This is a genomic window from Ruegeria sp. BC6 (assembly GCF_056539185.1).
In genome coordinates, this window is sequence record NZ_JBQFUM010000001.1 from 1,188,490 (window position 1) to 1,213,634 (window position 25,145).

Genomic DNA, 25,145 nt, shown 5'->3' on the forward strand with positions numbered 1-25,145 from the left:
ACCGGACGCTTTGCGAATTTGCAAGTTCTGCCAAAATTTCCCATTCAGGCGCGAAAACAAGGATCATTTGCAAAACTTTGCAAGACAAATGGGGCAGTTCTGCAAATATTTCGCGATAAACTGACGCGCCGTCACGCGCACCGCTTGCCCGGTCAGCCGTCCGCGCCTAACACAATGCGAGAAATTTTTGGGAGGAGGACCCATGGCATACCAGGACGTTTACGAGAGCTGGCAAAAAGATCCAGAGGCTTTCTGGATGGACGCGGCCAAGGGGATCGACTGGTTCCAACCGCCAAGCAAGGCCCTGTTTGACGACAACGCCCCTCTCTATGAATGGTTCTGCGATGCCAAGGTGAACACCTGCTGGAACGCCGTGGACCGCCATGTGGAAAACGGCCGGGGCGAGCAAACCGCCATCATCTATGACAGCCCGATCACCCACACCAAGCGCGAAATCTCCTACATGGAGCTACGCAATCGCGTGGCGACCCTGGCCGGCGCGCTGCGCGCCAAGGGGATCGAAAAGGGCGACCGCGTCATCATCTACATGCCGATGATCCCCGAGGCGCTCGAGGCGATGCTGGCCTGCGCGCGGCTGGGCGCGGTGCATTCGGTGGTCTTTGGCGGGTTTGCCAGCAACGAACTGGCGGTGCGGATCGACGACGCCAAACCCAAGGCGATCATCGCGGCGTCCTGCGGGCTAGAACCCGGTCGCGTGGTGCATTACAAGCCGCTGCTCGACGGTGCCATCGACATGGCCGAACACAAGCCCGAGTTCTGCGTGATCTTCCAGCGCGAACAGGAAGTGGCCAAGCTGGTCGAGGGGCGTGACTACAACTGGCACGGCTTCCAGTACGGCGTTGAGCCGGCCGAATGTGTCCCGGTCGAAGGCAACGATCCGGCCTATATCCTCTACACCTCGGGCACCACGGGCGCGCCCAAGGGCGTCGTACGGCCCACGGCGGGGCACCTTGTAGCTCTGAACTGGACGATGAAGAACATCTACAACGTCGATCCCGGCGACGTGTTCTGGGCGGCCTCGGATGTGGGCTGGGTCGTGGGGCATTCCTACATCTGCTATGGTCCGCTGATCCAGGGCAACACCACCATCGTGTTCGAGGGCAAACCCGTCGGCACCCCCGACGCGGGCACCTTCTGGCGGGTGATATCCGAGCACAAGGTCAAAAGCTTTTTCACCGCCCCAACGGCGATCCGCGCGGTCAAGCGCGAGGACCCCAAGGGCGAAATGCTGGCGAAATACGACCTGTCCTGCCTCAAGGCCCTGTTCCTAGCCGGTGAACGCGCCGACCCGGACACGATCACCTGGGCACAGGACGCGCTGAAGGTTCCGGTCGTCGACCACTGGTGGCAGACCGAAACCGGCTGGACCATCGCCGGCAACCCGCTGGGGATCGAGGAACTGCCGATCAAGCTGGGCTCGCCCGCCAAGCCGATGCCCGGCTATGACGTGCAGATCCTGGACGAAGGCGGCCACCCGATGAAACCGGGCGAGTTGGGCGCGATCGCGGTCAAGCTGCCCCTGCCTCCGGGCACGCTGCCGACCCTGTGGAATGCCGAGGAGCGGTTCAAGAAATCCTATCTCGAGCATTTCCCCGGCTATTATGAAACCGGCGATGCCGGGATGATCGACGAGGACGGGTACCTCTACATCATGGCCCGCACCGATGACGTGATCAACGTGGCCGGCCACCGCCTGTCCACCGGCGCGATGGAGGAGGTTCTGGCAGCCCATCCCGATGTGGCCGAATGCGCAGTCATCGGTGTATCTGACCAGTTGAAGGGTCAGGCCCCGGTTGGCTTCCTGTGCCTGAACGCAGGCTGCAATCGTGACCATGCCGAGATCGCGAAAGAGGTTGTGCAGATGGTGCGCGACAAAATCGGGCCCGTTGCGGCATTCAAACTGGCCGTCGTAGTGGATCGTCTGCCAAAGACACGGTCTGGCAAGATCCTGCGTGGAACGATGGTGTCGATCGCCGATGGCAAAGACTACAAAATGCCTGCCACGATCGACGATCCGGCCATTCTGGACGAAATCACCGAAGCCCTGAAATCAATCGGTTACGCCCAGTAACCGGGCATCGGGCGGCCCTGGGCCGCCCGCCCTGCTCTGCGGGGTTGCAACCATTGGCAGACCGCCTACTGTGCCCTTGACGGAGGGCACATGGCAAATGACGACATCTGGCGCCTGAGCGCCGCAGAACTCGCAAAACTGACCCGTTCCGGGGACCTTAGCGCGACCGAAGCCGTCCAAAGCGCGATCGACCGGATGCACGCGCTGAACCCTGCGCTGAATGCCGTCGTCGAAGACCTCAGCACCGAGGCGCAGGAGCGTGCCTGGGCGCTGGACGCCGCGCAGGCGCGCGGCGAACCGACCGGCCCCCTGCACGGCGTTCCGGTCACGATCAAAGTCAATGTCGACCAGAAGGGCCATGCCACGACCAATGGCGTGGCTGCTCTGAAAGACGTAATTGCCCCCGACGATGCGCCCGTCGTGTCGAACCTGCTGAAGGCCGGTGCGGTGGTGATCGGCCGGACCAACACGCCCGAGTTCTCGTTCCGCGCCGACACCGACAACCCGCTTTATGGGCGCACGCACAACCCGTGGGGACAGCATATTTCGCCCGGCGGCTCCTCGGGCGGGGCTGGCGTGGCGGTGATGACCGGCATGGGGGCGCTGGCGCATGGCAACGATATTGGCGGCAGCCTGCGGTTTCCGGCGGCCGCGAACGGTGCGGTCACCGTGAAGCCGGGCTTGGGGCGCGTTCCCGCATGGAACCCCAGCCAAACCGCCGAACGTGGACTGCTTGCGCAATCCATGTCGGTGCAAGGCCTGATCACCCGCAGCGCGGCTGACCTGCACCTGGCCATGCCAAGCCTGATCGCGCCAGATCCGCGCGATCCGTTTCACGTTCCGCTGCCCTGGCGCGTGGCCGAGCCCGACCAGCAGCCGCGGGTGGCTTTCACCAGGAACACTTTCGGTTACGATCTCCACCCCGAGGTCGACAAGGCGCTGGACACGGCCCGTGATGCACTGGTTGATGCGGGTTATGCCGTTGACGAGATCGACCCTCCGAACGTTTTCGAATGTGGACGGCTGGGTTATCGCGCCTTGATGGGCGAAGTGCTGACCCTGATGAAAGCCGATGTCGAGGCGGCCGGGTCCGAGACCATCCAGCGCGTCTTTGCCACCTACTTCCAGGAATTCCCACCGATCACAGGCCCGGACCTGATCCGGGCACTGGCGCAGCGCAGCCACTATGCGCGGGAATGGTCCCTGTTCTTGGAGGACTACCCGCTGGTGCTGTCGCCTTTCCTGCCGCAGCCCTTTTTCAGACCCGACCGTGATACAGAAGGCTCGGAAGGCGTACACGAAGTGCTGGGCTGTGCAGTCTATTCCTATGCCATGAACTTTCTGGGCCTGCCAGCCGCCTGCGTTCCGGCGCGTTTGGCCGAATTGCCGAACGGGCGCCAGCCAATCAACGTTCAGGTCGCGGCGCAGCGCTGGCGCGAGGACCTGGCGGTGGACGCAGCCATCGCGATTGAAGCCCGGGTTGGTCGTATGGCTGAACACCTGTGGGCCGATCTGGAAAGCACGGGCTGAAACACCAACCGCCTCCAACTGCCCCAAAATAATTGACCCCGGGACTGAGAGCCCGGGGTCCACGTGCTAAAATATGCCCAGATTGTGATGACGAGCGTAGCACCACCCACCCTCGCCAGCGCGAAAACTGCGCAATCATCCGAAAACACCATTTGGTGGCCACTCACTCCCACCGCGGCGTGTTCTCCGGGCAAGATCAGCATAGCTGAGAGGCAGTCAGCTTCCTGTGAACTGCTTCACATAAGTCCGAGAATCTCGGGATTTTATGTAAATTGTTCAATCGTTAGACGCTCTTCCAGGCCATGCCCGGGGTCAAACAGAATCCTGTGACGGATCTTTGGTTCCGACCGAATCTCGACCCAATCGATATCCGGAAAGGATATGGAATCAGCGTCCGCCATCACCGGGCGCTTGTCGGCCTCAAGCACGTCAAAGCGCACATGCGCCGTGCTGGGCAGCAACGCACCGCGCCACCGCCGAGGACGAAAGGCCGCAATGGCCGTCAGCGCCAGAACATCCGACCCAATGGGCAGAATCGGACCATGTGCCGAATAGTTGTAGGCGGTCGACCCGGCGGGCGTGGACAACAGCGCCCCGTCACAGACCAGTTCGGCCAACCGCACCCGGCCGTTCACGCTGATCTTCAGGCGCGCGGCTTGCGGACCGGCGCGCAGCAACGAAACCTCGTTAATCGCAAGGGCTTCGTGCACCTGTCCTGATTGGTCCATGGCCTTCATTGTCAAGGGGTTGATGACTTCTTCTTCGGCGGCTCTCAGACGCTCCATCAGATCGGCTTCGTGGAACTCGTTCATCAGAAACCCGATGGTCCCGCGGTTCATACCATAGACCGGCACATCCAGATGCTGCGTGTTGTGCAGCGTCCGCAACATGAACCCGTCGCCGCCCAGCGCCACGATGACATCCGCATCTCGGGGGGCCGCATTGCCATAGCGTGCAACCAGTTTGTTGCGGGCCGACTGCGCGACATCCACGTCGCTGGCGAGAAAAGCGATTCTCTTTGTCATGTTTTCCGGTTTCCGGTGCTGCGCATTTGGTTCCGAAACAAACATACCTTTCCCCATTAGGCCAGACGTGACGCCGCAGCTGGCCATTTCGTCGCTTTAAAGTCTTTTTCATCCGCACAGTTTCCTATAGGAAATCCGCCAAACCAACCTCAGCCATGCGGAGCGCCCATGAACGCCAACCTTCGTGATACCGGTTTCTTCACCCAGTCCCTCGCGGATCGCGACCCTGAACTTTTTGGGGCAATCACGTCCGAACTGGGACGTCAGCGCGACGAGATCGAACTGATCGCCTCGGAAAACATCGTCAGCGCAGCCGTCATGGAGGCGCAGGGCTCGGTCATGACCAACAAATACGCCGAAGGTTATCCCGGGCGGCGTTACTATGGCGGCTGCCAGTTCGTCGACATCGCCGAGAACCTGGCCATCGACCGCGCCAAGCAACTGTTCGGTTGCGAATTCGCCAACGTGCAGCCGAATTCAGGATCACAAGCCAACCAGGGCGTGTTCCAGGCGCTGATCCAGCCGGGCGACACCATTCTGGGCATGAGCCTGGATGCTGGCGGGCACCTGACCCATGGCGCCAAGCCCAACCAGTCGGGCAAGTGGTTCAATGCGGTTCAGTACGGCGTGCGCAAGCAGGACAATATGCTGGACTACGATCAGGTCGAGGCGCTGGCCAAAGAACACCAGCCCAAGCTGATCATCGCCGGCGGCTCAGCCATTCCGCGCCAGATCGACTTTGCTCGCATGCGCGAGATCGCCGACATGGTAGGCGCCTATCTGCACGTGGACATGGCGCATTTCGCCGGTCTTGTCGCCGCGGGCGAGCATCCCAGCCCCTTCCCGCACGCGCATGTGGCCACGACCACCACGCACAAAACCCTGCGCGGCCCGCGTGGCGGCATGATCCTGACCAATGACGAGACGATCGCCAAGAAAGTGAATTCGGCCATCTTCCCGGGCATCCAGGGCGGCCCACTGATGCATGTGATCGCGGCAAAGGCCGTGGCATTTGGCGAGGCGCTGCAGCCTTCGTTCAAAGATTACATCAAACAGGTCGTCGTCAACGCTCAGGCGTTGTCGGATCAGCTGATCAAGGGCGGCCTGGACACCGTAACCCACGGCACCGACACCCATGTTGTTCTGGTCGACCTGCGCCCAAAAGGCGTCATGGGCAACGCGACCGAAAAGGCGCTGGGCCGTGCGCACATCACCTGCAACAAGAACGGCGTGCCGTTCGATCCAGAAAAGCCGACCGTGACCAGCGGCATCCGTCTGGGTTCGCCCGCCGGCACGACCCGAGGCTTTGGAGAGCCCGAGTTCCGCCAGATTGCGGATTGGATCATCGAGGTGGTCGATGGACTGGCCGCCAATGGTGAAGACAACAACGGTGAGGTCGAGGCGCGGGTCAAAGCGCAGGTCGCGGATCTGTGCGCCAAGTTCCCGATCTACCCGAACCTCTGACGACACAAGGTCAGAAACAACAAGATGGCGCCTTTAGCGGGCGCCATTTTTCTTTGCTGCCAGATGCCCTGATCAGATCAGATCGCGCCACCAAAGCACGACCAGAAACAGCGCGGCCAAGGCCAGAATGTTGAAGGCAAGCCCCCCAAGCATGCCCAGAAACCAACCCCAGCGGCGATCCGCCAGATTGATGGCGCGCAAATGCGACTGAACATCCTTCGCCGCCTTTTCCAGGGTCGGCGAGTCCAGGGTCAGCCGGAGCTTGGGATGCTCGACCAACGGCTCGGCACGGGCCAGTTCCATTGCCTGTTTGTAGACCTTGCGCGGCAAGCGGCGCTTGGCACGGCGCACCGACTCGGCCAGGGTCTTGCCCTTTGCGCCCAGTTTTTTGCGCAACAGGATTATCGTCTGCGCGATCTGGGTCTGAATTTCTGTTTCCTGAGCCATGCGCCCCTCCTGACGGGGCAATCTAACGGTCTGCGCAGGCGGTCACAATGGGGCTGGTTGTCCGGGGCGCCGGAGGCTATCAGAAAGACATGCTGAACACGATCAAACATGGCGAACCGACGTCCCGCACACCGCTGTTGATTGCCCATGGGCTATACGGATCGGCCCGAAACTGGGGGGTGATTGCGCGGAGGCTGTCAGATGAACGACAGGTGGTGGCGGTCGACATGCGCAACCACGCCCACAGCTTCTGGGACGACAGGCACGATTATCCGGCGTTGGCGGATGATTTGGCTGAGGTCATCGAAACCATGGGCGGCGTGGCAGACGTGATCGGGCATTCGATGGGCGGCAAGTCGGCAATGACATTGGCGCTCGAGCATGGCGAAATGGTCAACAGGCTGGTCGTGGCGGACATTGCTCCGGTTCGGTACAGCCACACGCAAATGCAATATATCGAGGCCATGCGCGCCGTGGACATGACACAAGTCGCGCGCCGCTCGGATGTGGAACAGCAACTGGCCGATCTCGGAGTCGAGAAGGCGTTGCAGAGCTTCTTCACTCAGTCGCTGGACGTTTCCGGCAAACGCTGGCGGCTGAACCTGGACGTATTGGCCAAAGAGATGCCGAATATCATGGGTTTTCCGGACTTTACCTCGCATTGGGACGGCCCGGCGCTGTTTCTCGCCGGTGCGGAGTCGGACTATGTTCAGGCAAGTCACCGCGAAGTCATCAAATCTTTGTTCCCGAACGCCCGTTTCGCCAAGATTCCGGGCGCAGGCCATTGGCTGCACGCCGAAAAACCGCGTGAGTTCGAAGCTGCTGTCCGGATATTTCTGAACGCCGCCTAAGCTCTCTATTGGTACAGGCGCTTGGCGACCAGCCAGGATGCGGGCAAAGCCGTGACCGCTCCGGCGGCTGCGGCACCCACGATGGCCAGGGTCGAAACCATCCCGGCGGTCAGCACGGCGATAACGGCCGACCCCGCGAGGGCGGTCGCGATCAGGGAATACAGTAGCGCTGCAAGTCTCATCATTGCCAGTCGTCCTTGTTGATGGCGTCTGACGCGCAGATTGCCGAAGCGGAATACAATCGGCTTTGATGCAGATCAGGCTGGGTCCCTACATCCCGGAATCAACCGGGCCGACATAGTCGCCCCCGCCGTTTACCCAGTCCGAGAACCCACCCAGGTTGTAGACATGCTGATACCCCATGTCCTTGAGCAACTTGCCCGCAAGAGCCGCCCGTCCGCCCGATGCGCAATGCAGAATGATCGGGCGATCCTTCCGCAGCTCGGGGTCATGCGACTGCAGCGCAGGATCGGCACGAAACTCGAGCATACCGCGTGAGATATGGTGAGATCCGACGGCGCGACCGGTCTTTTCCAGTTCAGGCGCATCGCGAATGTCCAGCAGCAGCGCACCCTGCTGCAATAGCTCCCTGGCTTGCGCGGCGCTGATACGTTGAACAACGGAATTCGCGGCCTCAAGCATCTCTTGAACGGTCAATGGCATTCGTGCGGTCCCTCCCGGATTTTCACGAATGCTAGCACGGGGCCTTTTGTATTTGTAAGCGCTATGGTGGTCGCCTATTGCTCGCGAAAGGCCCGAGACATGCTGTCGACGATCGGCTTGGCGATATAGGCGGCAAAGGTGCGTTCCTCGGTCTGGATCATGATCTCGGCCGGCATGCCGGGGGTCGGAATGAAGCCCCGTACCCGGTCCATCTCGTCAGGCTCCAACGACACCCGGGCCAGATAGACCTCTTGAGGTATTCCGCTGGCTTCTTCCAGAACCGCGTCCGCCGAGACGTAAAAGACTTCGCCCGTCAGAACCGGTGTCGTGCGCTGATTCAAAGCCACCAACCGAACGGTCGCGGTCTGGCCGGTCACAACGCTGTCGATATCGGTGCGCGGGATCTGGGCCTCGATGATCAGCGGGGCATCAGCTGGCAGGATTTCGGCAATCGGCTTGCCGGTCTCGATGACGCCGCCCGGCGTGTAATAGTGCAATCGCACAACCGTGCCATCAACCGGGGCACGGACTACCGCGCGGGCAAGAACACTGCTGGCCTGGCGCGATTTTTCCCGCACGCTTTCCAGATCCGCCTCGATTACACCCAGTTCGTCCAGCGCCGCTTCGCGATAGGCCGACCGGGTCCGGGTGATCTGCTCTTCGTATTTCAGCAGCATCTGGCTGGTTTCCGAGGCCTCGGCCGCCAGTCGGGCCAATTGCCCGTCGGCTTCGGCCTGGACCCGCCGGATGGTGTTCAACTCACCCTTTCGAACAAGCCCTTTTTCGAACAACGCGTTCTTGGTTTCGTATTCTTCCTGAAGGATCGCCTTGCGGCGCTCCATGCTTTCCAATTGCGCCTCGAAGCCGCTGGCCCTGATCTTCAGCGCTTCGATATTGCGTTCGAGAAGGGCAATGTCATTCAGTAACGTCTTGCGCGAGACTTCGAAACTGAGCCGCTGGTTGTCGAGAATGGTCATCACTTCAACGTCGTCGGATGCCTCGATCAGGGCGGGTGAAAACTCCAAAGTGTCCTTTTCGGCGTATTCGGCCAGCAAGCGCTCGACCATCGCCTGAAGGCGGATCTTGCGGATGAACAATTCACGCTCATTTGCCTCGGCCGAGGTCCGGTCGAGTGTCATCAAGACCTGCCCCTCCTGCACGGTCTGACCTTCGGTGACCAGAATCTGTTCGATGATCCCTCCTTCAAGATGCTGGACGATCTTGTTGCGCCCAGTGGCTACAAAGCTGCCTTGCGCAATCACTGCGGCCGCGAGCGGCGCCTGAAACGACCACAGGCCGAACCCGCCGAAACAGGCGACCAGCAGCACGGTGCCCACGACTATGAACTTGGTTATCGATCTCGGAACCTCGGCGTACCAAAGGGCGGGATCGTCTACTTGGACCAATTCGTTCATCTTTACCCCCGTCTACCCTTTCAACTCGGGCTGCTGACGCGGCCCGTTCAGTTGCTGCAGCACCTGCTCACGCTGACCGAACAGGGCGACCCGCCCGTCCGTCAGCAGCATGATCTTGTCCACCACGTTCAAGAGCGTCGGTTTTTGGGTGATCACGACCACGGTAATCTTGTTTTCCCTCGCCTGCTCGATTGCCCGCGCCAGCGCCTTGTCGCCCGCGACATCCAGGTTCGAGTTCGGCTCGTCCAGAACCACCATCCGCGGATTGCCAAAGAAGGCGCGCGCCAGCGCGATCCGCTGTTTCTGACCGCCAGACAGGGGCGAGCCATCGGCAGCGACCACGGTCTCATACCCCTGTGGCAAGGTGGCGATCATGTTGTGCACGTCGGCCAGAACTGCAGCATCATGAATTTGCTCATCGGTGGCATCGGCGCGCATTCGGCCGATATTGTCCTTGATCGTGCCCGGAAACAGCTGAACGTCCTGCGGCAGGTACCCGATGCTTTCGCCGAACTGGCGCGGATCCCAGTTTCGGATATCCATCAGGTCGAGCCGCACGCTGCCCGAGGTCGGCAGAATCGATCCTACAAGCGTTTTGCCCAGCGTGGTCTTGCCCGCGCCCGAGTTTCCGATGATCGCCAGCGTCTCGCCCGGGTTGAGCGAAAAACTGATGCCGTTGAGAACCACGCGTTTGGTACCCCCGGGTACAAACAAAAGGCGCTCAACATCCACTCGTCCCTCGGGGCGGGGCAAGCGCAGCTTCTCATACTGAAGCGCCGAGTTGGACAGCAATGCCTTGATGCGGCTGTAGGCACCGCGGGTCAGCAGGAACGTATTCCAGCCCTCGATTGACCCTTCGATTGGCGCAAAAGCCCGCCCGGCGATGATCGAGGCCGCGATCACCATACCGCCCGTGATTTCGCCTTGCAGGGCCAGATAGGCCCCCCATCCCAGAATGCCGACCTGCGTCAGCAGGCGCACGGTGCGCGAGATCGCCGCGAACACCACGTTTCTGTCCTGCGCCCGGACCTGCCAGGTCAGGGAGTTGGCGGTGTCGCGTCCCCAGATCCGAACCGCCTCGGGGATCATTGCAAGTGCGTTGATGATCTGGCTGTTCCGCGACATCGAATCCAGATGCTGGTTGGCCAGAGACTGGGCCATGTTGGCCTCGGCAAACGGTTTGGCCGTCATCCGCTGGTTGATCAGCGCGATAACCATCAGGATCACGGCCGTCACCACCACGATCATGCCCAACTCGGGGTGGACCAGGAAAATCATAAGGATGAACAACGGCGCAAACGGAACATCCAAAAAGGACAGAAGGGTGCTTGAAACGAGAAAGCCGCGGATCTGCTGCAGATCACCCAGCGTCTGATACTCGCGTCCCGTCCCGTGCAACGAGGCATGCGCCGCGGCACTGAGGGTCGGAGCGCCCAGTCGCGCCGCCACTTCGACTCCGGTGCGCATCAACATGAAGCGCCGCACCGCATCGAAAGCCGATTGAAAGATGATTGCCCCGGCCACGATCGCCGTCAGCATGATCAGCGTGTCCAGCGAGCGGCTGGTCAGCACCCGGTCACTGATCTGGAACAGATAGATCGGGATCGCCAGGATCAGCAGATTGGTCGCGCAAGTCAGAACCAGAACAAAGGCAAGGTTCCGCCATATCGCTCGCATCGAGGTCCGAAGGGTGCGTTGAAAGTCTTCGGGCGGCGTGCGCTTGTGAAAAGTTTGGGGTGGCCCTTTGCCGCCGCCATCGCCTGAACCAGTGCGCAGCAGCGGCTTGTTCGCTTCGGCCTCGATAGTGGTGCCCATGCGATCCGTCCCACCCGACCGGGACGAGGGGGTCATGCGCGCGGTCGGGCTTTCGACGGTTTGCGGTTCCGAGTCCTTGGCATTGGCCACCCCTTCGCCGTCACCCGCACGCCCTTCCACGGCGACGGTCTCCGGCGTTTCGCGCCGTCGGGGAGAAGCGGCGCTGAATGTTGTTTCTAGTGTGTTGTCGTCTGTTATTTTCTGATCGGTTTCGTCCCGGGCTTCCGGTGCCGGAGCCGCTGCATTGCGAGCAACCTCTTGCTCCTTCTGCGCCGTGGCCGGGCCCTCCTGCGCTGCCTTGTTCTGGCTCTGCTCGGTCACGGGCACGCGCATCTCCTTGGTCAGCCTTAGCCGTGCGGTCAGCCGTTCCGTTGCAAATGACGAGCCAGACACCATGTCGCTGGGTCGCAAAGTCAGAGGCTGTCCGCTTCCCGACCGGTCCAGCGGGCTGGCATATCGGGTGCGGCGCGACGAAAAAACGATCGACATAAACAAACCTTCCGGTCACTCGTAAAAAAAGGAAAATCAGGTCAGGATGGATTGCATTCCTACATTGGCGTCCAAGTCTTCGGGGGTTAGTGCAGGAGAGGTCGGGCCGCTCACTGCTTGCCCGGCGGTCATTGCCTCCTCCATCAGGATTGCGATGGCTTCATTGGCAAATTCCGGGCCGATCTCATTCTCGGGCAAGTCGATGAGACTGGCCTGGTGCAGCAAAAGCTCGGAATATGCGCCCTGCCCGGCCATGACAACGGAGTCCACGCCCAGCTTGTTGATGTTGGCCGCATTCAGCATCGCGTTGCTGCCGGCCACGACTTCGGTACTGGCCCCATGCGGACCGGACAGGAAAATGTCATCCTGATCGGCAAGCATGGTGACCTGCTCAAGAATATTTACCTGCAGCAGGTTTCCGTCGATCTTCAGAACGCGCATCTGCTCCATACCCGCGAACATCGGATCGTTCAGCAATGCGTCCTCGAGCGCCGCCATGTTCATTTCATTCAGAGTCATGGCCTCGGCCATGTTCTCCTCAAGCGCCTCCTGCAGGTCCAGGCCGTTGGTCATCACCGAGGCCTGGTTCATCAGCAGGTTTTCGTTCGCACCTCCGGCAGGTCCGGCTAGGCCGCCTGACACCAGGTCGTCATCCATCAGGACAAGCGTCTGGAACAACATGTCGACCGAGATCATGTCGCCGCCGATCATGATCAGGTCATAATAGTTGCCGAGTTGAACAATATCGGCCACGTTGACCATCTGGTTGCCACCCATCGCATACATGGTCGAAGACGCGGAAATCTCGGTCTGGATATGGTCGATATCGGTGGCGTTGATGACCTGCTTGAGGAAGTTGGCAACCACCAGATCGCCATGGATCCAATCGACGGTCAAAAAGGACGGCTGCCCGGCCCCACCAGCGACGGCCGAGGTTCCGGCAAGCCACGGCGCAGGATTCGCCTCGGTTTCAATCTGGGCGGATTGGACGACGTTGGTGCCCGCGCCGCTGCCGGTGTTTCCGACATCAACATCTGATACCAGCGCGACCTGGCTGATCATCGTCAGGCTGATCGCTTGTCCACCCACGGCGATGAAGGGGGCATCCACCCAACCGACGTTCAGCGCGACTTCGTTGATCGCAAGATTGCCGCCGGCGACAACGGTATGACCCTCGTGCGGCTCCGGCCCTTCGGACTGGTTCCACTCGGCCGGATAGGACTGTGACACCAGGTTTTCCTCAGCCTCCTCGGGCTGGTGGTAGGCGGGCAGAAGATCGCTCCAGACCGGAGCCTCCGACACGTGTTGACCGTTTACGATGATGCCTTCCGCGTCTTCACCGTGGAATTGGTGAACCGTGACACCTTGGACCGATCCATTCATTGGTGTCGTTATCTGTTCGACCAGCGTATCCAAGTATTCTGGCGTCATGTAGTCCGGTATCGCCAGTGAAGGCACCGCCATCGCATGAAGCGACTGCGCCACGTCCAACACGGCCTCGGCCTGCGCTGTCAGCGTCGCCGCATCGCGGAAGTCGCCCGCGCCGACGGTATCATTGTCGCGCAGGACCAATGTCTGGAATGTGTAAGTGACGGCAGACCCTATCAGGTCGCTGACGACCTGCGGCTGCAACATCAAGAATTGCGGCCCGACCGAGATAGGCAATTCGGACTGCGGGACAAATCCGCCCGGCGCCAACGGGTCACCGATCTGGATGCTCGACTCGAGCATCGGGCCGGCTGGTGGCAGCGGCAACTGCGGGTCCGCGGGCGGTTCGGGGAAACGGTAGGGAAGCGGGTCGTAGTCCTTGGGCTTCAAATCCAGATCGGCCTTGACGACAATCCTGATCGGATCCTCCAGACCTTCAACTTCGGCCAGCCGTCGGAGCGCCGTAAACTCCTCGTATTGCTGCCGCAGGATGGCCTGTTCCATCGTGAGCTGAAAAGTACCGATAAAATGCGCGATCGTTTCCGTAATGCTGTCAAGTGACATCTGGACTATCCCTGTCACCCTTTCCGGCAGAAAATTTCCGGGTCTGGGTTAAGTTGGACCGAGGCCATGAAACACGGCCCCGGTGTTTTCATCAAAGACCGGAGGCCGAAATCGCGGCCTCCGGGGTCAGGCATTATGCCTCGGTGTCGTCGCTCGCGTAGGTCGAGCTCATCGAACCGCCAACCATCGTGGTATCGACCGAGTTGCCAAGCACGTTGGCGCCCATGACGATTGTCTGGTTGAAGGCCGAGGTATCGACCACTGCTGCTGCCGACGCGTAGGATTCACCGGTGACGATACCGTCGCCACCATTGTTGGAACCCCAGGTGCCGCCATTGCCGCCGGCTCCGCCATCACCCGAATAGGCGCCGGCCGCGCTGCCACCGGTGACTGCGCCACCCGTGGTATCGCCCGACATGGCGCTACCCATGGCGTAGCCGCTGGTACCACCATTGGCCGCAGACGCACCGCCTGCACCACCGGCTCCCGAGCTGGCCGCGCCAGTCGCACTGCCGGATCCGGTCGAGGTTGCATCGTTGTCGGTGTACGACGCGCCGCCGTATCCCGCGATGGCTTCGGCCAGACTGTCGGCGGAACCGTTTGTGTCAGCGTCAGCAAAGACTTCTGCCGCACCACCGGTACCGGCCGTGTTGACCGCATCCGCAGAACCCGCACCGTTACCGGACGAGGTGGACGTTGGCGTCGTGGTCCCACCGGCTCCGCCAGCGCCTTCTGCACTGGACGAACCCGAACCGGTTCCATTCGCCGCGCCATTGGCCGCGTTCGAACCGCCGGCTCCGCCGGTTCCGGTCGACGTCTGCGGGTTGCTGGCCGCACCGTTCACGTCACCGGGCGACTGGCTGATATTCGGACCGCTTGCGGCCAGATCGCCGACGCCCTGTGCGCCAGAGTTGGCTGCGGAGCTGCCGCCCGTGCCGGCTCCACCGGACCCTGCGCCACCGGTTCCGGCACCGCCAGTTCCTGCTCCGCCGGTTCCGGCACCACCGGTGCCCGCTCCGCCGGTACCCGGGTTGTTGCCCGTGGTTCCGCCGCCGCCGGTCGCAGCGTCGGTATCAGCCGCATTCAAGGCCGGACCACCATCCGCGATTTCCTGGTTCAGCGCCGCGATGGCTGCTTCGACCATGGCCGAGAATCCGCCGGATCCCTCGCCACCAGAGCCTTCGCCACCAGCACCTTCACCACCCGAGCCCGAGCCGCCGGAACCCGTGCCACCGGAACCAGGCCCACCGGTGCCATTCGCGCCACTTTGCGCGCCGCTGCCGGCCATGCCTGCACCTGTGTTGCTTCCGGCCGTCGCTTCATTCGCTTCGGTCGTACCGGTGCTGTTGTTCGATGCAGAACCCGAGTTCGATGACTCGCCGTTGCCGCCATTGGCGCCGTTCGCACCCGACTCGTTTCCGGCCAGGCCAAGGCCCGCGCCGATCGATCCGGTCGCGTTTTCACCACCGTTGGCATTGCCTTCCGAGTTGGCGCCGGACAGTCCCAGACCAAGGCCGAGACCGATCGAGCCGGCATTACCGCCTTCACCGCCAGTTCCCTGGCCGTTGGCATTCGAACTGCCGGTGTTGTTGGCGCTGGAGGTGCTGTTGGCGTTGCCGCCATTGCCAGCCGTGCTTTCGCCACTGGCTTCGGCGCCCGACAGACCAAGACCCAGGCTCGTGTTGTTGGCACCGCCCGAGGCCGCACCGTTACCGCCTTGCGAAGCCGCGCCGGCATTGCCGGTGTGGCCGCCCAACGCGAATGCGTGGCTGCCATTGGTCTCGCCGCTTGCTGCACCGCCGTAGCTGGTTCCGCCGGAACCCGAGTTACCGCCGCCGGAGGATGAACCGATACCTTCTTCGGCATAGGCCGAACCGCCCGTCGCGCTTCCGTTCTGATAGAACGATCCGTCATTCGACAGGCTGGGCGAATCCAGCGTGTCATCGTCACTCAGGTTGGCCAACTGGTTGTTGATCGACGACATGTCGTTGCCGTCGCCGCCCATCGAGATGGTCAGGTTCAGATCATCGCCGGGATCATAATTCACGTCGTTTCCAGCCGTGATGACATCACCGATAGATGCCGAGTCGCCGATATCCAGATCGACCTGGTCATCGTCGCGCGGGATCCACTCACCTTCACCGAAATCGATGTTGATCGAGTTTGCGATACTGTTGCTGTCATCGCCGCCATTCACGTTCGATTGCTGCTGACCTTGCTGTTGGCCCTGCTGCTGTGCCTGGCCCTGATCCTGACCCTGGGCCTGTTCGTTTGCGACCTCGGTCGCCTGAGCCTGAGCCTGGTTCTGTTCGTCTTCGTTATTTGCAGCGTTTTGAACTTCCTGACCCTGCTGCTGTTGCTGCGCGGTCAGTTCGGCCTCGATATTTGCTTCTTCGACGGGAATTTCCACCGAGATCGGAGCTTCGAGATTTTCAACATTAACTTCGTCAACGGTCGTGACATTGGTATTGTTCACATTGCGTCGCATAACAATCTTCCATTTTTGAAGCGCCAGACCGCCATTCATCTACAAAGCGATATTCGGCGCGGTTGAAAAAATTATTGAGCATCCATTCGCGAAACTGCGCATGTCTGCGGCCTTGTCTTTCGAATGATGTGTTGTCACCCCCCTTTCTCGGCCAAGCCGATTCCGTGACTGCTCAAAATCACGCGAAAATACGCGGGCCGCAGACACGCCAGGTACAAGTACACTTCGCAAATTGAAGCACGACACAGGGTACAGATGCAGTTCCGTCTGCCTAGCTGGCAGAAAGTATTAACATCACTAAAACGCTGATTTGCTTAATGTATTACTTGAACACGCGTTTCAGGGTCGTGTTCGAAGCCAAATTGGCCTGCGACAAAAGCCGGCAAAACTTAGTTATTTGAATCTCGATATTTAAGCGGTCCGACCGTCAAACGACCTTAATCGAAAGTTCTAAAACCAGGCGATTCCCAAAGCCGTGCAGTTGTAAAAAACTGAACTTTCTGGTATGCTCAACACAGATTTTAGATTGTTTTTATTCAGTTTCACCTCGGCCAATAACGGCCAATTCAGGACGTAATCCGGGGTATTTAGGGGGGCACAAGAATGAGCATTTCCGAATTAAGTAACAGTTCGTGCACGATCGACGAAAACGAAGATTTCATGATTGTTTTTATTGGGAAAGAGCTCTTCTACTCCAACCAAACCCTGCGAAGCGTGCAGCACGAATTCGGCGTTGCAGCCCACAGGTTTGAATCCCTCGCGGCATTCTTGTCCGAGGCAAGCAATGCCGAGGGTTCCGGCAAGATTGTTGTCGTGGATCAGATCATGATGGAGGACCTGCTGGCCCGCCCCTCCGATTATGTCCGATCGTCCATGCCGGGATGCCTTGCCTTCGCATACCGGAAGGAGGACGCAGCCCGGTTCGTTTTCGAGCGATGGGACCGATCCCGGTTTGGACCAATCGGGTTTCTTCCGATGAACGTCGCCCCGGACGCATGGCGCGCGATCCTGCGGCTGCTGATGCATGAAGAGTTGTACCTACCGGGATTTGTGGCCAATTGCGTTGCATCGAAGCCGTGCGCGACAAGCGCGACGACAGCCCGGGAAACTCCGAAATCCCCTGCGGCTGGCCCTCTGTTGTCAAAACTGACCCGGCGCGAGAAGCAGGTTCTGCAACTTGTCTCCGAAGGCAAAAGCAATAAGGCGATCGCTGCCCAGTTGGGTATCACCGAACACACGGTCAAGCTGCACATGCACAACGTGTCGGGCAAGATCGGTGTCAGCAACAGAACGGCAGCGGCGCATTTCTTCTTTGAGGCGGCGGCGCAGGACGCGCACCGAACTTCGGTTGACTGACGACTTCGAAGCCAGGTTCGATCGGTTGATCCTTTTGGTCGGCCGCCTGAACTATGTCTGGACGAACACCGAAAGCCTGCTGATTCATCTGATCGCCGGCCTCTCGGGGACCAGCAAAGACGTAGCCGTCATCATCTTCCTGACCCTGAACACGACCCGCGCCCGTATTGATCTGGTCGAGCGTCTGGCAAAGATGGACGGAAGGCCGGCCTCGGTTCGTGATCCGATCCTTGAGCACACGCAGCGGCTCAGCCGTCTTTCGGGCATCCGCAACAAGTTCAACCACTGCATCTATTCTTTCGACCAGGAAACCGGGAACCCCAAAACGATCCTGATGCGCATTGCCGATCGAAAAACCGACATCAAGCTGGGACGCGAAGATACGGTCGACGAACAGGCGATGCAGGAAATCGAGGATGTCGTAGCGCAGCTGTCGGCGGCGAACCAAGAAATCTGGCGGCTTATCTCCAAGCTGGGTTATCCGGTCTGACGTTCGTCTTCGGCCAAGTCGACCATTGTGTTTGGTGCGGGCGGTGGGACTCGAACCCACACGGCGCTAGGGCCTTCGGATTTTAAGTCCGATATGTCTACCATTCCATCACGCCCGCATCCGACCGGTCTGGTGCACCGGCACCGGATCACGTGCCGAACACTTACACGCACCCATACCGATTGCAAAGACCGCAAGCGGTCAATTCGCCAGCCAGATCAACGCCGTTTGGTTCAGGGCAGGTAGCCACTTTTCCCAGGGAACAGGAAGTGTGCATTTCTCGCATTCCGCCCCTTTGTCTTGACAGACTGACTGCATTTCTATGACGTCTGCCGGATCGTTGAGGGAGGCCGCGATGAAGTCCGTCACCAACCCGTATCGAGGCGAAGGCAAACTGTTTTCACAGGCCCCCTTCCCTTCAACCAATTCCAGCCGGTTGGCGCAGCTTTTGTCGCTGTGCCCTGCCTCCGGCGTGACACCACTGGCCGAAGCGCAGGGTTTGGCGCCCGTTTCCCGCCTTTGGATCAAAGATGAACGGACGCGGATGAATCTCGGGTCGTTCAAGGCATTGGGCGCGGCCTATGTCATCGCCTACCAAGCGAGCGAAGCCACCGAGACACCCGACAACACATCCCTTGCTGGCCGTACTTATGTAACGGCCAGCGCCGGGAACCACGGCCTAAGCATGGCTGCGGGTGCGCGCGTTTTTGGTGCGAATGCCGTAGTGTTCATTTCTGAAACCGTGCCCGAGAGCTTTGCTCAGCGCCTTTCGGCGCAAGGTGCGCGAGTGGTGCGCGAAGGCGTCGATTACGCCGCAAGCATGAGCGCCGCAAGCCGCGCGGCGAACGACAACGACTGGACGCTTCTGTCAGACAGCTCTTGGGAAGGGTATTATGACCTGCCCCATCTCTTGATGGAGGGGTACGTTCAAATGGCTGTCGAGGCGGTTGATCAGTGTCCCGAACCTCCGACATTGATCCTGCTGCAGGCCGGAGTAGGAGGCATGGCGGGCGCCGTTGCCGCATGTTTCCGAAAGGCTTGGGGAGACGACCCCAAGATCATCGTGGTCGAACCGGCCGCAGCCCCGGCGCTGATGGCCAGCATCCAAGCCGGCGCGCCGGTTTTTGCAGACGGTCCGGACAGCATCATGGGACGGCTGGATTGCAAGGAGCCATCGCTGATTGCACTGAATGCACTGGCGCGGGATGCCGATCAGTTTCTGACGCTGGAGGATGACACCGTGGCCGCTCAGCTTCCGGTCATGGCAGAGGCCGGGTTCGAAACGACTGCGTCAGGCGGGGCCGGACTGGCTGCCGTTCTGGATACCGATAGCCGCAACTTGCTCAATATCGGACCACAGGACCGCGTTTTGTGCATCGTGACCGAGCAAGCCTCGTGAGAGGGTTCGAACAAGCCGAGTTCGCGGACAGAACTGCGCGTGCACAGGATCTCATGCAAGAGCATGGCCTGGACGCCCTGCTGCTGACGACCGAGCCCGACGTCCGGTATTTCAGCGGCTTTCTGACCCGGTTCTGGGAAAGCCCGACGCGCCCCTGGTTCCTTGTCGTTCCTGCGACCGGCAAACCTGTCGCGGTGATCCCGTCGATTGGCGCGGCCTTGATGGCGCAGACCTGGATCGAAGACATCCGCACCTGGTCCGCCCCGGATCTGGCAGACGACGGAGTATCGTTGCTGGCCGAAACCCTGCGCGAACTTGTTCCGGACGGCGGCTTGATCGGATGTCCCGATGGGCATGAAACGCGCTTGCGGATGCCGCTTGCAGATTTCGGGCGTCTGAAATCCGAAATCGACCGCCGCAGGATCACCGGCGACCTTGGCATTCTGCGCGACCTGCGCATGGTCAAATCTCAAGCCGAAATCAAAAAGATCGAAACCGCCTGCCTGATCGCGGGACAGGCTTTTGAGCGGGTTCCTGAGATTGCATCGGCCGGTGTTCCTCTGGATCAGGTCTTTCGACGGTTCCAGATGTTGTGTCTCAACGCAGGCGCCGATTGGGTGCCTTATCTTGCCGGCGCGGCCGACCAGGGCGGATATGGCGACGTAATCTCACCGGCAACCCAACGACCGTTGAAGCCGGGCGACGTGCTTATGTTGGATACCGGGCTGGTCTGGGATGGGTATTTTTGCGATTTCGACCGCAACTGGTCCGTCGGCCCGGCCAGTCCCGCCGTGCGCGCGGCGCACTACGCGCTGATCGATGCGACCGAGGCGGCGTTCGAGCAGGCCAGACCGGGCGCGACGGCCTCGGACCTGTATCACACGATGAGCTCGGTCCTGTCCCGTGGCGGCGGCGGGACCGAAGCCGGGCGCCTGGGCCACGGATTGGGCATGTCATTGACCGAGTGGCCTTCGCTCATCCCAACGGATCACACGGTTCTGAAACCCGGAATGGTGTTGACGCTGGAGCCAGGTATTGAGGTCGGTGGCAAAATACTTGTCCACGAGGAAAATGTGCTGGTCACCGAAGGCGCCCCGCGGTTCCTGAGCCCCAAGGCACGACGGGAGATTCCCGAGCTATGACAACACTGCCATTTTCTCTGGACACGGATGACCCGGACATATCTCCGCTTGGCCTGATCGTTCTGCAGACAGACGAGACGATCGAAGGCGATTTCCGCAGGCTTTTTGCCGGCGACCCTTCACCCATTTATGTCTCGCGCATAACCAGCGACCCGCAGGTCACGACCAAGACGTTGACCCGCATGAAGCATGCGCTTCCAGCGGCGGCAGATTTACTGCCCAAGGCGCGCCCCTTCCGGGCTGTGGGTTACGCCTGCACCTCGGCAAGCTCGGTCATCGGATCGGAAAAGGTCGAAGAACTGGTAAAGCAGACTTGTGACGTGCAATCGGTCACCAACCCGCTGCGCGCCGCGGTTGCGCAGGCGCGCGAAATGGGTGTGTCACGCTTTGCACTGCTGTCCCCTTATGTGGAGCAGGTCAACACGGCACTTCGCGCTGCCTTCGCCGATCAAGGGATCCTCATGGATGTGTTCGGCACCTTTGGGATTTCCGAAGAAGCAAAGGTCGTCCGGATATCAACGCAATCCATCGTTGACGCCGCGGTGCGGCTGGGTTCGGACAGTGCGGTCGAAGCTGTTTTTCTCAGCTGCACCAACCTTCGCACGCTGGATGCCATCCCGCAGATCCGTGAACAGATCGGCAAACCGGTCTTGTCCAGCAATCAGACCCTTGCGTGGCACATGCGGCGCCTCAACACTGCGCAAAATCCCTGAATCCCACCCAATGGGGATTGGTTTTTGTCATTGAGTCTTGCCAGCCGGACATTGCTGCGTCTTTAATGTGCTCAGGGATCAATGAAATCCGGACCAACCGGATCAAGAATTGACGCAACAGGGGGTCTTGTGACCGGCACTTCTAGCGACGCCGCGTTTGTCGAATTTCAACGCGTTCAAAAATCGTATGACGGCGAAAATCTTGTCGTCAAAGACCTTAACCTCGCGATGCCAAAGGGCGAGTTTCTGACAATGTTGGGCCCATCGGGATCTGGCAAGACCACTTGCCTGATGATGTTGGCCGGGTTCGAAACTGCGACGCATGGCGAAATTCTGTTGGATGGGCGACCGATCAACAACATTCCGCCGCACAAGCGTGGCATCGGGATGGTGTTTCAGAACTATGCCCTGTTCCCGCACATGACTGTGGCCGAGAACCTCGCCTTTCCGCTGGAAGTCCGAAAAATCGGCAAATCCGAGCGCGAAGAAAAGGTCCAGCGCGCCCTCGACATGGTGCAGATGGGTGCCTTCGGCAGCCGCCGACCCGCGCAGCTGTCAGGCGGACAACAACAGCGTATCGCCTTGGCCCGCGCGCTGGTCTTCGAACCCGAATTGGTTCTGATGGACGAACCGTTGGGCGCATTGGACAAACAGCTGCGCGAGCACATGCAGTTTGAAATCACGCGTCTGGCCCATGAATTGGGGATCACGACCGTCTATGTGACCCACGACCAGACCGAAGCGCTGACCATGTCGGATCGCGTAGCGGTCTTTGACGATGGGCGGATCCAGCAGCTTGCACCGCCGGACCAGCTTTATGAAGAACCGGAGAACAGTTTCGTTGCGCAGTTCATCGGTGAGAACAACACGCTGGAAGGCGTTCTGAAATCCGTCGATGGCGGGAAATGCGTCGTAACGCTGGACGATGGGTCCGAGATCGACGCGATTCCGATCAACGTGAGCCAACCGGGGGAACGGACCAAGGTCTCGATCCGGCCCGAGCGCGTGGAATTCAACAAGGATCGCCTCAGCCCCGAAGCGCATACGCTCAAGGCTGTGGTCAAGGAATTCATCTACATGGGCGATGTATTCAGGTTCCGCATGTCGGTGGCCGGCAATGATGAATTCATCGTCAAGACCCGGAATGCCCCTGACGCCGTCAGGCTGACACCGGGTCAGGAAATCGAGATCGGATGGCTGGCGCAGGATTGCCGCGCTCTGGACGCCTAGGCGCGCCCGGCTTCGCAATCCGCCCCCAAGCCGAAAGAACCGACCGACGAAAACCCGTGCGTTGGTCGACAAATCATAAAACGGGAAAAACTGGGAGCTACATATGAAACGTACCACCACAATGCTGACAGCTGTTGCTCTGGCAACTGCAGCAGGCGGAGTTTCCGCCGAAGAAATGACGATCGTGTCCTGGGGCGGCGCCTATTCCAAGTCGCAGCTCAAGGCCTATCACGAGCCCTATTCGGAAAAGACCGGCGTCACCATCCTGAACGATGACAGCTCGGCCGAGGCCGTGGCCAAATTGCGCGCCATGAACGAGGCGGGCAACATCACATGGGATGTGGTCGACGTGGTTGCCGCGGACGCGATCCGTCTGTGTGACGAAGGTCTGGCAATGGAAATCGACCCGGACACCCAGCTGGCGCCTGCGCCGGACGGCACCCCGGCTTCGGAAGACTTCGGCGATCTGCTGGTCAGCGAATGCTTCATCCCTCAGATCGTGTATTCGACCACCTTTGGGTATCGGACCGACATGGTCGGGGACAACCCGCCGACCGACATCTGCGCGGTCTTCGACCTGGAGACCTATCCCGGCAAGCGGTCGCTGGAAAAGCGCCCGATCAACAACATGGAATGGGCCCTGCTGTGCGACGGCGTCTCGAAGGACGAAGTGTATGACGTTCTGGCAACCGACGAAGGCCAGGACCGTGCTCTGAAGAAGCTGGACACCATCAAGGACAGCGTCGTCTGGTGGTCCGCCGGTGCCGATACGCCTCAGCTGCTGGCTGACGGCGAAGTCGTCATGGGCTCGACCTACAATGGCCGCTTGTTCAGCGTCATCGAAGAGCAGAAGCAGCCCGTCGCCATGCTGTGGGACGCGCAGGTCTTCGATCTGGACGGCTGGATCATTCCCGCCGGTCTGAGCGAAGAGCGCAAGCAGCGCGCGCTGGACTACATCATGTTCGCGACCGACACCCAGCGGCTGGCGGATCAGGCCAAATACATCTCGTACGGCCCGGCTCGCGCCTCGTCGGCTCCGCTGGTCGGTAAGCATGCCGAACTGGGAATCGACATGGCTCCGCACATGCCGACCGATCCGGAAAACGCCAAGAACACGTTCCTCTACAACTACGAGTTCTGGGCTGACTACCGCGATGACATCGACGCCAAATTCCAGGCGTGGTTGGCGCAATAAGCGCTTGAATCTCTGAAGAAACGTCAGGTGGCGGTGCGCCGCCATCTGACCCGGGCACAACCAAGAGGCACTGATGACTGACGCAAGCCAAACCGCAGGACCCATGCTGGCAGCGGACGGAACGCCGCTCAAGCAATCGCTGGCGCGTTCATTGCGACGTCAGAAACTGCGCGCGCTTATGCTGATCGCGCCTTTGCTTCTGTTCGTGCTGTTTTCCTTCCTCGTACCGATTGCATCGATGCTGTTTCGGTCAGTCGAAAACGGAATTGTCTCGGAAACCCTGCCCCTGACGGTCGAAGCGCTGGACAACTGGGATGAAACCAGCGGCGAATTGCCGGGCGAGGACGTCTATGATGCCTTCGTTCGTGACATGGTGGTCGCGATCGAAAACAAGGAACACACCCGGCTTGGCACGCGTCTGAACTACGAAGAAACCGGCATGTCTTCGCTGTTCCGCCAGTCTGGCCGCAAGATCAAACGGTTGGATCCTGAAACCGACGGTCCGTTCAAGGAAAAGCTGATCGGGATCCATGACGGCTGGGGGGATCCGCAGACGTGGCGCGTGATCAAGACCCATGCGGTTCCGATCACCAACGGTTACTTCCTGAACGCAATCGACATGCGGCGCACCCCGGAAGGTGCCCAGGCACAGCCGGAAGACAAACAGATTCTCATCAAACTGTTCGGGCGCACGTTGTTCATGTCGCTGGTAATCACCGGGGCCTGCATCCTGCTGGCCTATCCGGTCAGCTACCTGCTGGCGACCCTGCCAATGCGCGTGTCGAACCTGCTGATGATTCTGGTTCTGCTGCCCTTCTGGACATCGCTTCTGGTGCGCACATCCGCGTGGAAGGTCATGCTGCAGCAGCAGGGCGTCATAAACGATACCCTCGTCTGGCTCGGGCTGGTCGCAGATGACGCCCGGCTGATCATCATCAACAACCAGATCGGCACGATCATTGCCATGACGCATATCCTGCTGCCGTTCATGATCCTGCCGATGTATTCGGTGATGCAGACGATTCCGCCATCCTACACCCGCGCGGCCAAATCCATGGGCGCCACGAACTGGACCACGTTCTGGCGGATCTACTTCCCGCAATCCATCCCGGGCATCGGAGCGGGATCGATCCTCGTGTTCATTCTGGCCATCGGTTACTATATCACGCCCGAAATCGTGGGCGGCACCAAGGGTGTCTTCATCTCGAACCGGATTGCCTATCACATATCGTCGTCGTTGAACTGGGGCCTGGCTGCAGCATTGGGGACGATCCTGCTGGCGGTGGTTCTGATCCTCTACTGGGTCTACGACAAGATCGTGGGCATCGATAACGTGAAGCTGGGGTAAC

The 25,145-nt window shown here is 60.3% G+C and carries 20 protein-coding genes and 1 tRNA gene; 12 read left to right on the forward strand and 9 right to left on the reverse strand.

The genetic code is table 11. The features are described 5' to 3' along the window. Nucleotides 1–202: 202 nt before the first annotated feature. Both prpE and ACR0MM_RS05955 read left to right on the forward strand, forming a co-directional pair. Entirely contained in the window at nucleotides 203–2,092 is a 1,890-nt protein-coding gene (gene prpE, locus ACR0MM_RS05950; RefSeq protein ID WP_480694982.1) for a propionate-CoA ligase PrpE, read from the forward strand. A gap of 90 nt (nucleotides 2,093–2,182) precedes the next feature. After that, a complete protein-coding gene (locus ACR0MM_RS05955) occupies nucleotides 2,183–3,622 on the forward strand; it encodes an amidase family protein (RefSeq protein ID WP_480694984.1) in 1,440 nt (479 codons plus the stop codon). 263 nt (nucleotides 3,623–3,885) lie between these two features. On the opposite strand, the gene ACR0MM_RS05960 is transcribed toward ACR0MM_RS05955, so the two are convergent. After that, complete coding sequence (locus ACR0MM_RS05960; RefSeq protein WP_170337641.1) at nucleotides 3,886–4,647, reverse strand: NAD kinase; 762 nt, start codon at nucleotides 4,645–4,647, stop codon at nucleotides 3,886–3,888. A 168-nt stretch (nucleotides 4,648–4,815) separates the two neighbouring features. Here ACR0MM_RS05960 and glyA point away from each other — a divergent pair, with 168 nt between their 5' ends. Further along, nucleotides 4,816–6,111: a serine hydroxymethyltransferase gene (gene glyA / locus ACR0MM_RS05965; protein ID WP_170338092.1), complete on the forward strand. Its 1,296-nt coding sequence runs from the start codon at nucleotides 4,816–4,818 to the stop codon at nucleotides 6,109–6,111. Nucleotides 6,112–6,183: 72 nt separating this feature from the next. On the opposite strand, the gene ACR0MM_RS05970 is transcribed toward glyA, so the two are convergent. Further along, nucleotides 6,184–6,558: a hypothetical protein gene (locus tag ACR0MM_RS05970; protein WP_170366576.1), complete on the reverse strand. Its 375-nt coding sequence runs from the start codon at nucleotides 6,556–6,558 to the stop codon at nucleotides 6,184–6,186. Nucleotides 6,559–6,605: 47 nt separating this feature from the next. Here ACR0MM_RS05970 and ACR0MM_RS05975 point away from each other — a divergent pair, with 47 nt between their 5' ends. Then, complete coding sequence (locus ACR0MM_RS05975) at nucleotides 6,606–7,409, forward strand: alpha/beta fold hydrolase (RefSeq protein ID WP_390895964.1); 804 nt, start codon at nucleotides 6,606–6,608, stop codon at nucleotides 7,407–7,409. Between the two features lie 5 nt (nucleotides 7,410–7,414). Here the strand turns inward: ACR0MM_RS05975 and ACR0MM_RS05980 are convergent, their stop codons facing one another. The 6 genes from ACR0MM_RS05980 to ACR0MM_RS06005 form a co-directional block, all read right to left on the reverse strand. Then, a complete protein-coding gene (locus ACR0MM_RS05980; RefSeq protein WP_170338090.1) occupies nucleotides 7,415–7,594 on the reverse strand; it encodes a hypothetical protein in 180 nt (59 codons plus the stop codon). An 85-nt stretch (nucleotides 7,595–7,679) separates the two neighbouring features. Further along, the gene (locus ACR0MM_RS05985) at nucleotides 7,680–8,072 is read right to left on the reverse strand and encodes a rhodanese-like domain-containing protein (RefSeq protein WP_093962649.1); all 393 of its coding nucleotides are present in this window, start codon (nucleotides 8,070–8,072) and stop codon (nucleotides 7,680–7,682) included. 74 nt (nucleotides 8,073–8,146) lie between these two features. Then, nucleotides 8,147–9,487, reverse strand: coding sequence for an HlyD family type I secretion periplasmic adaptor subunit (locus ACR0MM_RS05990; protein WP_480433559.1), 1,341 nt, complete (start codon nucleotides 9,485–9,487; stop codon nucleotides 8,147–8,149). A 12-nt stretch (nucleotides 9,488–9,499) separates the two neighbouring features. Further along, nucleotides 9,500–11,791 carry a type I secretion system permease/ATPase gene (locus tag ACR0MM_RS05995; protein ID WP_480694987.1) on the reverse strand — a complete coding sequence of 764 codons (2,292 nt, stop codon included), beginning with the start codon at nucleotides 11,789–11,791 and terminating at the stop codon, nucleotides 9,500–9,502. Nucleotides 11,792–11,827: 36 nt separating this feature from the next. Beyond that, on the reverse strand, nucleotides 11,828–13,783 hold the full coding sequence (locus tag ACR0MM_RS06000) for a type I secretion protein (protein WP_480694989.1): 1,956 nt from the start codon (nucleotides 13,781–13,783) through the stop codon (nucleotides 11,828–11,830). A gap of 133 nt (nucleotides 13,784–13,916) precedes the next feature. After that, entirely contained in the window at nucleotides 13,917–16,271 is a 2,355-nt protein-coding gene (locus ACR0MM_RS06005; RefSeq protein ID WP_093963028.1) for a hypothetical protein, read from the reverse strand. Between the two features lie 660 nt (nucleotides 16,272–16,931). Here ACR0MM_RS06005 and ACR0MM_RS06010 point away from each other — a divergent pair. Continuing rightward, nucleotides 16,932–17,627: a helix-turn-helix transcriptional regulator gene (locus tag ACR0MM_RS06010; RefSeq protein ID WP_254433963.1), complete on the forward strand. Its 696-nt coding sequence runs from the start codon at nucleotides 16,932–16,934 to the stop codon at nucleotides 17,625–17,627. Continuing rightward, on the forward strand, nucleotides 17,620–18,117 hold the full coding sequence (locus ACR0MM_RS06015) for a hypothetical protein (protein ID WP_170370823.1): 498 nt from the start codon (nucleotides 17,620–17,622) through the stop codon (nucleotides 18,115–18,117). Before ACR0MM_RS06010 ends, ACR0MM_RS06015 begins: the two co-directional genes overlap by 8 nt. 32 nt (nucleotides 18,118–18,149) lie before the next feature. On the opposite strand, the gene ACR0MM_RS06020 is transcribed toward ACR0MM_RS06015, so the two are convergent. Next, nucleotides 18,150–18,235 (reverse strand) — tRNA-Leu (locus ACR0MM_RS06020). A 237-nt stretch (nucleotides 18,236–18,472) separates the two neighbouring features. Between ACR0MM_RS06020 and ACR0MM_RS06025 the strand changes: the two genes are divergently transcribed. The 6 genes from ACR0MM_RS06025 (at nucleotide 18,473) to ACR0MM_RS06050 (ending at nucleotide 25,144) form a co-directional block, all read left to right on the forward strand. After that, nucleotides 18,473–19,516, forward strand: a complete 1,044-nt coding sequence (locus tag ACR0MM_RS06025; protein WP_480694991.1) for a pyridoxal-phosphate dependent enzyme — start codon at nucleotides 18,473–18,475, stop codon at nucleotides 19,514–19,516. Next, nucleotides 19,513–20,658 (forward strand): M24 family metallopeptidase, encoded by a 1,146-nt coding sequence (locus ACR0MM_RS06030; RefSeq protein WP_480694993.1) that lies wholly within the window; start codon nucleotides 19,513–19,515, stop codon nucleotides 20,656–20,658. The genes ACR0MM_RS06025 and ACR0MM_RS06030 overlap by 4 nt, the downstream gene beginning before the upstream one ends. Continuing rightward, nucleotides 20,655–21,371, forward strand: a complete 717-nt coding sequence (locus tag ACR0MM_RS06035) for a maleate cis-trans isomerase family protein (RefSeq protein WP_480694995.1) — start codon at nucleotides 20,655–20,657, stop codon at nucleotides 21,369–21,371. The genes ACR0MM_RS06030 and ACR0MM_RS06035 overlap by 4 nt, the downstream gene beginning before the upstream one ends. Before the next feature lie 81 nt (nucleotides 21,372–21,452). Next, nucleotides 21,453–22,601 carry an ABC transporter ATP-binding protein gene (locus tag ACR0MM_RS06040; protein WP_480694997.1) on the forward strand — a complete coding sequence of 383 codons (1,149 nt, stop codon included), beginning with the start codon at nucleotides 21,453–21,455 and terminating at the stop codon, nucleotides 22,599–22,601. A gap of 103 nt (nucleotides 22,602–22,704) precedes the next feature. After that, a complete protein-coding gene (locus tag ACR0MM_RS06045) occupies nucleotides 22,705–23,796 on the forward strand; it encodes an extracellular solute-binding protein (RefSeq protein WP_170358339.1) in 1,092 nt (363 codons plus the stop codon). Between the two features lie 73 nt (nucleotides 23,797–23,869). Further along, nucleotides 23,870–25,144 carry an ABC transporter permease gene (locus ACR0MM_RS06050; protein ID WP_480694999.1) on the forward strand — a complete coding sequence of 425 codons (1,275 nt, stop codon included), beginning with the start codon at nucleotides 23,870–23,872 and terminating at the stop codon, nucleotides 25,142–25,144. The last annotated feature ends 1 nt before the right edge of the window (nucleotide 25,145 follow it).